This is a genomic window from Streptomyces sp. NPDC001515, from assembly GCF_053597115.1.
This window is the reverse complement of sequence record NZ_JBSFHN010000009.1, coordinates 21,138-34,895: the sequence shown is the minus strand read 5'-3', so window position 1 is coordinate 34,895 and position 13,758 is coordinate 21,138. Positions and strand designations below refer to the sequence as shown.

Below are 13,758 nucleotides of genomic sequence, written 5' to 3'. Positions count from 1 at the left end.
AAACCCGGCACCAACACTCCGCACAATTCTCGCAAAAGAGGGCACACATCATCATGAGTTCGAGCGCGAACGACCCCGACGACGACTTCCACCTCGTCGACCGGTACGACTCCATCGAGGACCCGGAGCTGCGGTCCGATTTCCTCGATGCCATCGGCACGACGCGTGCCCGCATCGAGGCCCTCCGCGCCGCCCGCGCACGGCGGGACTCTGCCCGCTCGTCCGGTCCCGAACAGGAGGAGTCCCCGCGCAACGGCGAACCGCGCGACCGTCGCCGTGTGTCCTCGCGTTCGCGCCGCCGCCGTGTCCGGGTGTCCCTGACGCACCCGTCGAACCGGAGCGACACCCTGCGTCCCTCCCGGCGCCGCAGGCCCGCTCCGCGTCGTCGCACCATCGTCCTCGTCCTCGTCATCGACCTGGACTGACCGGGCTCCTCGTCGGACGTCCGCCACCTATCGTTGAGTTCGAAGGGCCGGCCGTGCCCCGCAGCGGCCGGCCCCCGCTCCCCCCACGTTCATCTCACGGCCATGAAATGGGACCACCTTGAACCACAGCGATGTGACGGGCACTTCGGGAGCCTCGCCCGTCATTCGGAAGATCCTCGACCAGTCGGCGCGCGTCCTGGAGACGTACCGCGTGGACCCCGGACTGATTCTGGAGCACGCCAACGGCGAGCGAAGGATCACCCAGGGCGGTTACGGAGACCGCCAGTTGTTCGAACTCGTGCAGAACGCCGCGGACGAGATCGCCGCCACGCCCGGTGGGAAGGTCCACGTCGTTCTCACCGATGCGCATCTCTACTGCGCCAACGAGGGAACGCCGGTCACGCCCGAGGGCGCCGAGACCATTCTCCGGATGAGCGTGTCGCGGAAGCGGGGCGGCCAGATCGGTCGGTTCGGGGTCGGCGTGAAATCGATCCTGGCGGTCACGGACACCCCCCAGTTCTTCAGTATCTCAGGGGCGTTCGGCTTCGACCGGATGTGGTCGTACGAGGAGATCAGGAAGGCTCGGGGCGCCTCGCCCGAGGACTCCTTCGAGGCACCGGTGCTGCGCATGGCCCGTCCCCTGGACGCCGACAGGGAACGGCTCGCGGACCCCGTCCTGGACACCCTGCTCGGCTGGGCGACCACCGTGGTGCGGCTGCCTCTCCTGCCCGGAGCCGCCGACCGCCTGGGTCGCGACATCCACGACACTCCGGCAAGGGCCGGGGAATCACGTGAATTCCCCGTGCTGTTCCAGCTGTTCTCCTCCCATGTCGGCACCGTGGTCCTGGAGGACACCCGAAGCCTGCCGCCGGTCCGTCGCGAGATCACGGCCGACCACGACGGGTTCCTGCACACCGTTCGCGAGACGCGCACGGGGCATCCCGAATCCGGTTCCACGTGGAAGGTCTTCACCCACGCCCACCGGCCCTCCGAGGCCGCCCGCGCGAGCGCCGGCGAGATGCACGACCGGGGGACCATCGACATCTCCTGGGCCGTTCCCGAGTACACGGGCGACACGGTGCTCACCACGCCCCGGGGTCGCGGCCAGTTCTGGTCGTTCTTCCCGACGAAGTACCCGATGACCCTGAGCGGCGTGCTCAACGGGGCGTGGAAGACCAATGAGGACCGGCAGAACCTTCTGGATTCCAGCCCGTTCAACCAGGAGATCATCCGCGTCGCCGCCGGTCTCGTGGTCGACTCCCTGCCGCACCTCGCCCCGCCGCGGGACCCGGCCGCCTACCTTCCTTTGCTTCCCGGTCGGACGAAGGAGACGCTGAACTGGGCGGACAGGTATCTGACGGAACAGATCTGGAAACTGACGGCCGAACGACCGTCGCTTCCCGACCAGGACGGCGTGCTGCGCGTCCCCCGTGACCTCCGGGTGCACCCCGCGTCGCACAACAAGGTGCCGCTCAGGCCGGAATGGCTGCGCATGTGGAGTGCCTACCCCGGCCGCCCGTCCGACTGGATCCATCCCTCCATCGAGGACGCCGAGTTCCGCGCGGGAAAGGTCGCCCACATCCTGGAGGAGACCAAGCAACGCCGCGCGACCGTGCGGGAGTGGCTGGAGGCGCTGGTGACCGACGGGTCGGTCGAGGCATCCGCCGTCGCGATCCGCATCCTCGCCGCGATGATTCGGGACGGCTCCCCCTTCGCCGCCGAGGCGCGCAGCGCACGGATCGTGCTGACCGAGGAGAGCGGATTCGTCGCCCCCGTCGTGGGCAAGGTCTTCCGGCGCACGGTGCAGGACGGACTGCGCGACGGCACCACGTACGTCGACCCGAGGCTCTCGGAGGACGAGTCCCTGATCGGTGACCTGGGCGAGATCGGCATTCGCGAGGCCGACCCCCGCGGGCGCTTCATCGGTGTGCTGGAACAGGGGGTCGAGAACTACGGCCCCCAGGACTGGGCCCGCTTCTGGGACCTGTTCCACAACGCGGGCGGTAGCCGTGTCAGCGGCGAGGTCACCTCACGGGTGCCCGATCCGCTGGGGACCCTGTCCGTGCGCACGGTGGACGGACGGTTCCATCGGATGCGCGACTGTCTGTTGCCCGGCCCCGTCGTGCCCGGCGACGGATCCCGCGACGCCTCCGTGGCGGTGGACCCGTCCTTCCACTCGGACGATCTGCGGACCCTGCGCGAGTTCGGCATGCGGGACAGGCCCACGCACGGGCACCGGCCGACGAACGAGGCGTGGTTCGAGGACTACCGGACCGCGATGTACGACAGCTACTGCCGGACCCTGAGCAGCAAGGCCGCCCGGCCGAGCATCTCCCGGATCAAGCTGGAGGGCTCGCCCGTCGGTGGCCCCCTGCACCTCTTGGAACTGCTGTCGGACGAGGGCCGCGCGGCGTTCGTCAGGACGCTGCCGGACGACAGCGTCATCGACACCTGGACCCTGCACGTCGGTGTCCAGGCGTCGACCCGCAAGCCCATCTACTCACCGCTGCGCTGGATGCTGCGCCGCCACGGACGGGTGTCCACGTCCCAGGGCGTGGTCCCGCTCACCGACGCCGTGGGCCCGCAGTTGAAGGCGTACGCGGACGTGCTGCCCGTCGCCGACATCAGCGAGGAGAAGGCCCGCAAGCTGCATCTGCCCGTGCTGGTCGACGAGGTCCCGACCAAACAGTGGGACCGGCTCCTCGAACAGCTCCTCACCAGCGACGACGACGCCTTCGTGGGGCGCACCTACGTGATGCTGACCCGACTGGAGGTGGAGTTCCCGGACCAGCTCACCCGCTGCCGCGTGGGCGCCGAGTGGGCCACCCGCGAGGACCACGAGATCGCCGTGGCGGCGACCGAGGCCGAGTACCGGGCCCTGCGGGCCGAGCAGATCCCGGCGCTGTTCGCAGGTGGGCCGGAGGACGCGGCGCTGTTGGTGAAGACATGGGGGATGCTGCGCCACGCCGATGTCATCAACAAGGAGAACCGCCACGTCGCGGTCGGTGAGCCGGTGCTCCTGACGGACGAGTTCCCGACGCTGCGCCAGCGGCTGGGTCCGACGGTGAACAACCAGCGACTGTTGCGTTGCTCGGAGCTGGAGGAGGTGCTCAGAACACCACAGGGATCCACCACCACCCCGCTCGACAGTGCGCTGCAGGGCACGACGGTCCTGGTGCTGGAGACCGCGGACCGCCTGGCGACGCTCGTCGCGGCCGACCGCGAACTGCGGTGGGGGCTCGAGGAGTCGGGATGCCGAGCGGTGCTCGACGCGCAGGCCCGACAGGAGGCGGACCAGGAGCTCCAGGCCTCCCTGCGACGGGTCCGGCAGGCAAGCAGCGTCGAGGAGAAGTTGGAACTGCTCATCGGCGCGCCCGCGCTCCGGGCCGGTCTTCCCCCGGGGCTGCTGGAGGGCGAACCGCCGGCGCCCGGCGGTGAGGAGCCGTCCCCACGGCGCATCGCCCGCCTGGCCTACGACGCCCACGGCGACGGTGTGCTCCAGGTGCACGCACGGGATCTGCAGCTCGCCTATCCGAGCCATGCCCCGTCCGGCTTCACCGGGGCGTCGGCGGCCGTGAAGTTCGTCTCCGAGTTCGGCTTCCCCGACTCCTTCGCCGGTGCGCGTACGCCGTCGCTGTCGCCCCGGATCGAGGTCGCGGGGCCGACGGCCTTCCCCCGTCTCCACGACTACCAGGAACGGCTGGCGGCGAAGGTCTTCGCCATGCTCGACCGGCTCAGCCCGCAGCGCGCCATGCTCTCCCTGCCCACCGGCGCGGGCAAGACGCGGGTGGCGGCCGAGGCCGTCATCCGGTGGGTCAAGCAGATGGGCGAGCTGCGCGGCCCCATTCTGTGGATCGCCCAGACCGAGGAACTCTGCGAGCAGGCCGTGCAGAGCTGGAGCTTCGTCTGGTCGAAGGTGGGGGCGAACACCCCGTTGACGATCAGCAGGCTGTGGACCACCAACGAGGCGGGACCCGTCACCGAGCGTCCGCACCTGGTCGTCGCCACGGACGCCAAGCTCCGCAACTGCCTCGGTACCGAGAACTACGCGTGGCTTCGCGACGCCTGCCTCGTCATCGTCGACGAGGCCCATGTCGCCATCTCGCCCCAGTACACGGAGATCCTCACTCACCTCGGACTGACCGCGCACGAGACGCGACGTCATCTGCTCGGACTCACCGCCACCCCCTTCCGCAACACGAACGACGCGGAGACCGAGCGCCTCGTCCAGCGGTTCGGCGCCACCCGGCTCGACGACGGGGTGTTCCCCTCCGGCGATCCGTACGCCGAACTGCAGGAACTCGGCATGCTGGCGCGGGTCCGGCACCGGGAGCTGCCGGGCGGCACGATCGAGCTGACCGAGGTCGAAAAGGCGCAGGCCGATCAGTTGAGCCTGCTCGCGAAGTCCGCGGAGCAGCGCCTAGCCGACGACCAGGATCGCAACAGCCGCATCCTGGAGGAGATCGCCGCCATGCCGGGCGACTGGCCGGTGCTGGTCTTCGCCACGTCCGTCGCCCATGCCAAGGTCCTGGCCGCGAGGTTGAAGGGCCTCGGCATCACCGCGGCTTCGGTGGACTCCGCCACGTCCACGGGCGAGCGCCGGCGCAGCATCGACGCGTTCCGAGGAGGCCGTGTGCGGGTCCTCACGAACTACGGCGTGCTGACGCAGGGCTTCGACGCGCCTGCCACCCGGGCGGTCGTCATCACCCGTCCGACGTACAGCCCGAACGTCTACCAACAGATGATCGGCCGCGGGCTCCGAGGCCCCGAGAACGGCGGCAAGGAGGAGTGCCTGATCCTCAACGTCCGGGACAACATCACGAACTACGACAAGGCACTGGCCTTCACCCGGTTCGAGCACCTGTGGAGGGCCCAGTGACCGACGCGTACCTCGACAGCCCGCCGCTCACCGAGGAGCAGCGGGACGTCGTCGGGCGGCCCTGGGACACCCGACTGCTGGTGACGGCGGGCGCGGGTTCCGGCAAGACGCACACGCTCGTCCGCCGGCTGGACGCGCTCATGGGCGATGAGGAGGCGGCACTGGAGGCACGGGAGATCCTGGTCCTCAGCTTCTCCCGTGCCGCGGTGCGGGAACTGCGGGAGCGGATCGCACTCCACGCCCGCGAGGCCCGCCGGGTCCGCGTCCAGACCTTCGACTCCTGGGCGTACGCCCTCCTGCGCGACGAGCAACCCGACCGGGACTGGAGCGCGCTGCGCTTCGACGAACGGATCGGGGAGGCCACGGAGGCGATCCTGCGGGGTTCGGTCGAGAACAGTGAGCAGGGCGCACCCGCCCATGTCGTGATCGACGAGGTCCAGGACCTGGTCGGCGATCGACGGGACATGGTGGAGACGCTGCTCGACCGGTTCCAGGAGGGCTGCGGCTTCACCGTGGTCGGTGACGGGGCACAGGCCATCTACGGATTCCAGGTGTCCGACGAGGACGCCCGTGCGGCGGAGACGAACTACTTCTTCGACTGGCTGCGGGCCTCCTACCCGGACGACTTGGTGGAGCTGCACCTGACCGCCAACTTCAGGGCTCGCACCCCCGAGGCGAAGCTCGCCCTGCCCCTCGGTGCCTCGCTGCACCGACTGCCGTCCGAGACCTCGGCCGCAGAGGCCGCGGGCGAGGACGCCCGACAACGGCTGATCGACGTCCTCCGCACCTGCCCCTCCTTCGGGTCCGTGGACGACGGGTTCACCCTCGACTCCCTGAGGGACTTCGGGGGCACGTGCGCGATCCTGTGCCGGGACAACCGACAGGCTCTCGCCCTCTCGGAGCGGCTGTTCGCCCACGGTGTGCGTCATCGACTCCAGCGGGACCTTCGGGAACGGCCGGTGCCCGCATGGGTGGCGGCGGTGCTGCGCGGCACCGGAACGACGACGTTGACGGAGGAACGCTTCCTGGAACTGCTCGGCTCGGGGCCGATCGCGCCCGTGGGCGATCTCGCCAGGATCTGGAGGTCGCTGCGCGCCGTGGCGCGGGGGCCCCGGGGCACCCTGGACGTCGCCGCCGTCCGGCGGGCCGTGGCGCAGGGAAGGTTCCCCGACGACCTCGCCGCCGCGGAGCCGGCCGGTCTCGTGGTGTCGACGGTCCATCGGGCCAAGGGCCTGGAGTTCGACCGGGTGATCGTGGTCGAGCCGCCGACGCTCGCCGAACTGCGCAAACAGCACACCCATGTCGACCCGGCCGCGGAGGCCCGCGCCCTGTACGTGGCAATGACCCGCCCCCGGGACGACCTGTTCCGTCTGGACGCACCCGACACCGCCCTGATCCGCCGCGACCGCCGCACCGGCCGGTACTACGCGGCCGGTTGGAAGGCGTATCAGCGGTACGGCATCTCGGCAGCGGGCACGGATGTGTCCCGCGAGCATCCACCCGGCACCGACGGCTTCGAGTGCGACGCCGGTGAGGTGCAGGACTACCTGGCCTCCTCCGTCGCCCCGGGGGACGCCCTGGAGCTGCGGTTGCAGCACGGCATGCCCCTGGCCTCGGACGAGAGCCCGCCGTACACGGTGTTCCACCGGGATCGCCCCGTGGCCGTCGTCTCGGGGGCCTTCCGGCAGGACCTGTACGGCTCGCTCAAGATCAACAAGACCTGGGACGTCAGCTGGCCGACGATCGTCGAGGGGTTCCGCGTGGACTGTCTGGAGAGCGTGGCGGGCAGCACGGCCTCCGGGGCACGCGCCGGGCTGGGCGAGCACGGTGTCTGGATGGTCCCCCGCATGTCGGGGCTCGGTCGCCACCGGTGGACCGACGCGCACACACACGAGGAGAACGACCGATGAGGGACGTGTCGCAGCCGCACGCCGCCCACTACGCGGTACGCGAGGAGCTCGTCGATCAGCTCCGCCGGGACCTGATGGGGCCCGGACATCCGGACGAGATCCTGACCCAGGACCCCCCGGTCACGGCCTACCCCGTGGGGGTCCTCTTCCCGCGCCCCTCGGACCCGGGGGCCGAACGGGCCCTGGACGACGACGCCGCCGAGGTGGACGGATTGGACACGGCCCCCCTGTCCCGCGGACGCGGCGACGTCGAGGAACCGATGCCGGATCTCGGGACCCCGGGTACGGGCGATCGCCGCCCTTCCTCCATGGGGATCACGTTCGCCGTGGACCCGACGAAGTCGTCGAGCATCGTCGTGCACGCGGAGGCCGCGATGTACGACCCGGTCGACGCCCGGGGACATGCCGTCTCGGCCTCGCGGGCGGAGGCCCGCACCGTCTCGGACCAGAAGGAGCACTGGCGCCGGCGTGTCCTCGACCTCGGTCCCACGACCGTCGATGTCACGGCCCCGACGTTGCATCGTCCGCCGCCCCTGCACGTGGGGGTCCGTGTGGAGATCCTGGTGCGCCCGCCCATGGCCGGGACCGTCACGGTCACCGTCACCCTGATCAACACCCACCGGGTGAGTGAACGGGAGCTGCAGGACGCGCACTGCCTCTACCAGCCCCGACTCACCGTGACGACGCCGTCGGGAGCGCCCGCCTTCGTGGAGCGGCCCGCCGGCCGGCGGGCGGTGGACCCCGAGGTGGCCACGTCCAGGCTGCTCCACCGCCACGCCCCGACCTTCGCGATGGGGCACGGCTGCGCGGCGGAGTGGGACTGGGCCCCGCCGCCCGTCGGCGACACCGCTTTCCGGGCCGCCGCCGTCACCTCCGTACGCACGGAGTTCCTGCCGGCGCACGAGGTGCTGTTGACCGACTCGAATCCGGACATCGACGACTCCGCACTCACGATGCACGGTCTGGCGACCCGCCCGGAGAGCGAGGTCCTGGCGTCGCTGAAGAGGCTGATGGCCGACTACGAGGAGTGGATCGACCGACGGGAGTCCGAGTCCGCGGGCTTCCGGGGCACGCTCTACGCGGATCCCGCGCACGCGCAGATCGAGCAGTGCCGTATGGCCCTGGCACGGATGCGGCGCGGCATTCGCGTGCTCGCCGAGAACCCCGACGCGATGCGGGCGTTCCGGCTGGCCAATCGCGCCATGGCACACCAGCGGGCACGGGGCGAGTGGGTGCGCGACGGGCGCGTCGGCGCACCCGACGAGACGCGCGGTCGGTGGCGCCCGTTCCAGGTCTCGTTCATGCTGCTGTGTCTGGAAGGCATCGTCGACCCCGAGCACGACGACCGCGGGATCGCGGACCTGTTGTGGTTCCCCACCGGTGGTGGCAAGACCGAGGCGTACCTCGGACTGATCGCCTTCACCACGTTCCTGCGGCGCCTGCGGCTGAAGGAACGCGGTGCCGGCGTGACCGTACTCATGCGGTACACCCTGCGCCTGCTGACCCTTCAGCAGTTCGAGCGGGCCGCTGCCCTCATCTGCGCCATGGAACGCATCCGCCTCGACAACGTGGCGGCACTCGGCGACGAGCCGATCTCCATCGGCATGTGGGTCGGTCAGTCCGCCACTCCCAACCGTCTCTCGGACGCGGAGGAGAGCCTGGTCGAGCTGCGTAAGGAGCGCGAGCTCCAGGAGCGCAACCCGGTCCAGTTGCACGCCTGTCCCTGGTGCGGCACCCGACTGGACGCGTTCCAGTACGAGGTCGACGCGGCGGCCCGGCGGATGCGTGTCCGCTGTCCCGACGACTGGTGCGACTTCCGCGACGGTCTCCCGGTCCATCTCGTCGACGAGTCCGTGTACGACGCCCGGCCCACGTTGGTGATCGCCACCGTCGACAAGTTCGCCGCGATGCCGTGGCGGGTGGAGACGGCCGCGCTCTTCAACCGGGACCGCGCGGACGGCACGCCCCCGCCCGAGCTGATCGTCCAGGACGAGTTGCACCTCATCTCGGGCCCGCTCGGCACCCTGACCGGTCTGTACGAAACGGCCGTCGACCTGCTGTCGGAGCGCCCGAAGGTCATCACCTCGACCGCCACGATCCGTCGGGCGTCGGACCAGGGGAGGATGCTCTTCAACCGAAAGGTCGCGCAGTTCCCCCCGGCGGGCATCGACGCACGGGACTCCTGGTTCGCGGTCGAGACGCCCAGGGAACGGAAGGCGAGCCGCCAGTACGTCGGACTCCTCACCCCGAGCACCAGCCAGTCGACGCTGCTCATCCGCACGTACGCGAACCTCCTCCACCGGGCCGCACAGGTCGACGTCGACGACGAGGTGCGCGACGCGTACTGGACGCTCGTCGGCTATTTCAACAGCCTCCGTCTGTTGGCCGCGGCCGAGCTCCAGGTCAACGACGACGTCGTCGACTACGTGGAGTACTTGGCCGCGCGCGACGCACGTCCGGTGCGCAGGATCGACGAGCAGATCGAGCTGACGAGTCGCGCCAGTTCCAGTGACGTTCCCAGGCTCCTGAAGCAGTTGGAGAAACGATTGCCGGATCCGGACGTGGCCGATGTCCTGCTGGCCACGAACATGATCTCGGTCGGTGTCGACGTGGACCGGCTCGGCCTGATGGCGGTCATGGGCCAGCCCCAGACGACGGCCGAGTACATCCAGGCGACAAGCCGCGTCGGGCGCCGGCATCCGGGCCTGGTGGCGGTGATGCTGAACTCGTCGCGTTCCCGCGACCGTTCCCACTACGAGAGCTTCCAGCACTTCCACTCCGCCCTGTACCGGGAGGTCGAGTCCACGAGCGTGACGCCCTTCTCCTCGCGCGCACGCGACCGCGGCCTGCACGCCGTGGTCGTGGCCCTGGCCCGCATCCTCATCCCGGCCGCGGGACCGAACGAGGGCGCCGGGCGCATCCGGGAGTTCCGCGAGGAGTTGGAGCGGGCGGTCCGCGTCCCGCTGCTCGCCCGCGTCCGGTCGGTCGCCCCGGAGGAACACCGGCCGACCGCCGACGCCTTCGACGCGTTCGTCGACTGGTGGGAGGGCGAGGCCGAAGCACACGGCGGGCTCCTGTACGAACCCCGTCGCGGCAACCGGACGCCTTCCCTGCTGAGCGCGTTCGACGACGAGGACCCGCACACCTGGTCCACCCTCTGGAGCCTGCGCGACGTCGACGCCGAATCCGCCCTGTTCATGGAGGCATCCCGATGACACCGCCCCCCGCACGACGCCGCAGGGCGGCCGGCCCGCCCGAACGCAGCTATCCGCGCCGAGGCTCGGTGCGCCGCGCGCAGATGATCACCACCTACGGGGTCGGTTCGATCGTCGCCGTCGACAACGAGTCGTTCATGGTGAGCGGCATCGACTCCTGGAACACGTCCGAGGCCCCGCCCGTCTACGAACACCGTCTGGCCCGCGTGCTCGGTGTGAGGTCGTTCCGTCTTCCGCCGGCCTCGGACGACACCAGCAAGGACGGCGTCCGGGTCCGCCGCTTCCCCCTCTGGCACTCCTGTCCCGAATGCAACGCGCTCCAGCACGTGAGCCGATTCAACTCTCCCCCCGGAAAGAACGAGTGCGGGGAGTGTGCCGAGGAGCTGGTTCCCTCACGCTTCGTCATGGCCTGCCCGCGCGGACACATCGAGGACTTCCCGTACTGGAAGTGGGCGCACCGCAACAACCGGCAGGAGGGCGAGGCCGGGCTGTGCGGTGGTGAGTTGCGGATGCGCACCAGCGGAAGGACGGCGTCGCTGCGGTCGATCCTGATCTCCTGCACGTGTGGTATCCCGGAGGTGTCCATGGAGGGCGCGTTCCGTCGTACCGCGTTGGCGGACCTGAAGGTCTACTGCGGCGGGAAGCGCCCCTGGCTGGGCAAGGCAGCCGTCGAGGACTGCGCGGAGAAGCCGCGCACCCTCCAGCGCGGTTCGTCCGTCGTCTGGCAGCCCGTCGTGAGAACGGCCCTGTCGATTCCGCCGTGGAGCGACAGTCACACGACTCGCCTGGAGCCCCACTGGGACACCCTCCGCGCGATGAAGGACAACCCGATCGGAATGGAGGGCTTCCTCAAGGCCATCGGCGCCCAGGAGAACTACACCTTCTCGGTCGATCGGGTCATGAGCCTTCTGGAGGCGGAGAATCACGAGGACACCGCCCAGGACGAGGACCACGGCACCGACAGCGCCTACGTGGCCCTGCGCCGGCAGGAGTACGAACGCCTGGTCGCCGGCCGTCCCGAGGAAGGGACCGACCACAAGGACGCATTCGTCTGCGAGCCACCGCGCACGTCCGCGACGGGCCTTGCGCCCTACGGGGTGACCGGCCCGATGTTGGTGAAGCGGCTCCGTGAGGTCCGCGCCCTGAAGGCGTTCTCCCGCGTCGACATGCCCGAGACGCACGCGGACGTCCACGAGGCCCCGCTCTCCCTGGAACCGATGGACTGGCTCCCGGCCATGGAGGTCACGGGCGAGGGCGTCTTCCTGCGCCTGGACGAAGAGCGCCTCGACGACTGGGCCCGCAGCGCCGCCGTGGCGGCCCGCGCCGACCGCATCCGGAGCAACCATCTCCGCATGCTCCGGGAGCGTGCCAAGGATCCCGCCTCGGTTCCCGACTCCCCGGCCGATGCGCGCATGGTCCTCCTGCACACCTTGTCCCACGCCCTCATCAACGAGTGGAGCCTGGACGGCGGCTACCCCGCAGCATCGCTCCGGGAGCGCCTGTACACGGACGAGACCATGGCCGGTCTCCTCATCTGCACCGCCACCAGCGACTCGGCGGGCAGCCTCGGCGGACTGGTCGCCCAGGGCGAACCCGACCGCCTGGAGTCCGCGCTGCGTTCGGCGCTGCTGCGGGCCCAGTGGTGCTCGGCCGACCCGCTCTGCGTCGAGTCCGGCGGCAGCGGCGTGGGCGGCATCAACCTCGCCGCCTGCCACGCATGCGTCCTGCTGCCGGAGACCAGTTGCGAACACAACAACGGGCTCCTGGACCGTGCCTTGCTGATCGGAACGCCGGAGGACCCGTCGATCGGCTTCTTCAGCGAGGTGCTGCGCGACTGACGCCCTCACCCCGCCGACCGCACCCCCACCAACTCACCGCCCTCCGGATACACCAGCCGGTCGCCCGTCAGGAGGAACGGGGGGCCGCTCGTCGGGAGGTGCCAGGTGGTTGTGTTGTCGCTGTCGAGGGCCAGGATCTGGCCGTGGCGGCCGGTGGCGGGGAGGTACCAGAGGCCGTCCTGGAGGGCCTGGGCGTCGGGGGTGAGCTTCCGGGGGCGGGGGCGTGCGCCCTCGGGGAAGGCGGGGTTCAGGGTGCGGTAGGTGCCGTCGGGGAGGTGGGCGACGATGCCGAAGCGGTCCGCGACGGGGTATTCGTCGGGGTTGAGGCGGCTGTGGAACGTGCCGTCGTAGTCGTCACCGATGAGGGCGCCGGCGGCGTCGGGCAGGACGAGGTCGGAGGACTGGATCAGGGGGATCGAGGGGTCGTAGCGGCAGCCGTCGCGGAGGGGGGCCTGGGGCTGGTTCCAGGTGAAGGTGCGCTGCCAGACCGGGGCGGGTGCCAGGGAGTCGGCGTCGTACGCGGCGACCCGGGCCCGGCAGTCGGGGGCGTGGGGGACAGTGGTCACGATGACGCGGTAGAGGGTGCGGATCACCTGGCCGATGTCGCCCGGGGGGAGGCGCAGGGGCCGGGAGAGGGGTTTCTCCTCGCCCCCGCGAACCACCATGAGGTGGCCGTCCGCGACGAGTACGAGTGCGTCGCAGGTCTCGTTGACCTCGGGGGGCGAAGAGGGGAACGAGCGGCTGCAGGGCTCCGCGAAGGCAGCCGGTCCGTGGGGGTGCCGGGTCCACAGGACCCTGCCGGTGAGCCCGTCCCATGAGGTGAGGGTGCAGAGGTCGCCGGGCAGGCAGGTGGCGGCGATGACCTGATACCGGGTGCCGGGTGAGGACGTGACCCTGATCAGACGCGGCGTTCCGGCGGGGCGCCGCGGGGGCCGCGCGGTCAGCCGGGTGAAGACGCCGGTGGCCGGGTCGATCGCCCCCAGGCTCGGGAACCGTCCGTGCTCGGCCGCGCCGACCAGCGTCAGCTGGCCGTACGGCGGCGCGGTGGTCGCGTGCGGCCCGCCCGGCCTGCCGGTGAGCGCGAACGCGGCCGGCAGCGTGGTGCGCCACAGCACCTTCCCGTCCTCGTCGATCCGCGCCACCGCCGTGCCCTGCCCGATGACCCCCAGCTTCCGGTCCACCAGCGACCAGCCACCGGTAGCGTCCGTCGGCACCGGCAGCGGGACCCGGAAGGCTTCCTCCACACCCCGGGTGGCGCCGACCTGCGGCGGCGGGGGTCCGAAGCAGCCGGTCAGGAGCAGCGGAAGCAGGAGAAGGAGCGGTGCGAGACGGCCGCCCCCGCGCGGACCACCGCGCCCGCCCCCGCCTCCACCACCGCGCCCGCCGCCCCGCCCAACCACGCGTGCGCCCCCGCGCCCCTGCCCGTACGACCCCATCGCCACCGTCGCCCCCCATGTCCCCGTCCCTCAACCACCCTCCTCAGCGCAGGTG

6 protein-coding genes are annotated in these 13,758 nt (G+C 70.7%); 5 read left to right on the top strand and 1 reads right to left on the bottom strand.

Going from position 1 to position 13,758, the window contains the following annotated elements; all coding sequences use genetic code 11:
- The first annotated feature begins 53 nt into the window (after nt 1-53).
- The 5 genes from ACWCXC_RS12160 to drmB all read left to right on the top strand — a co-directional run bounded on the left by ACWCXC_RS12160 (nt 54) and on the right by drmB (nt 12,267).
- Nucleotides 54-425: a hypothetical protein gene (locus tag ACWCXC_RS12160; RefSeq protein WP_450888436.1), complete on the top strand. Its 372-nt coding sequence runs from the start codon at nt 54-56 to the stop codon at nt 423-425.
- Nucleotides 426-543: 118 nt separating this feature from the next.
- Nucleotides 544-5,304, top strand: a complete 4,761-nt coding sequence (locus tag ACWCXC_RS12155; RefSeq protein ID WP_450888434.1) for a DEAD/DEAH box helicase — start codon at nt 544-546, stop codon at nt 5,302-5,304.
- A complete protein-coding gene (locus tag ACWCXC_RS12150; protein WP_450888432.1) occupies nt 5,301-7,214 on the top strand; it encodes a UvrD-helicase domain-containing protein in 1,914 nt (637 codons plus the stop codon). The genes ACWCXC_RS12155 and ACWCXC_RS12150 overlap by 4 nt, the downstream gene beginning before the upstream one ends.
- The gene (locus ACWCXC_RS12145) at nt 7,211-10,429 is read left to right on the top strand and encodes a helicase-related protein (RefSeq protein WP_450888430.1); all 3,219 of its coding nucleotides are present in this window, start codon (nt 7,211-7,213) and stop codon (nt 10,427-10,429) included. Before ACWCXC_RS12150 ends, ACWCXC_RS12145 begins: the two co-directional genes overlap by 4 nt.
- Entirely contained in the window at nt 10,426-12,267 is a 1,842-nt protein-coding gene (gene drmB / locus ACWCXC_RS12140) for a DrmB family protein (RefSeq protein ID WP_450888428.1), read from the top strand. The genes ACWCXC_RS12145 and drmB overlap by 4 nt, the downstream gene beginning before the upstream one ends.
- A 5-nt stretch (nt 12,268-12,272) precedes the next feature.
- Here the strand turns inward: drmB and ACWCXC_RS12135 are convergent, their stop codons facing one another.
- Nucleotides 12,273-13,481, bottom strand: coding sequence for a hypothetical protein (locus ACWCXC_RS12135; protein ID WP_450888426.1), 1,209 nt, complete (start codon nt 13,479-13,481; stop codon nt 12,273-12,275).
- Nucleotides 13,482-13,758: the final 277 nt, after the last annotated feature.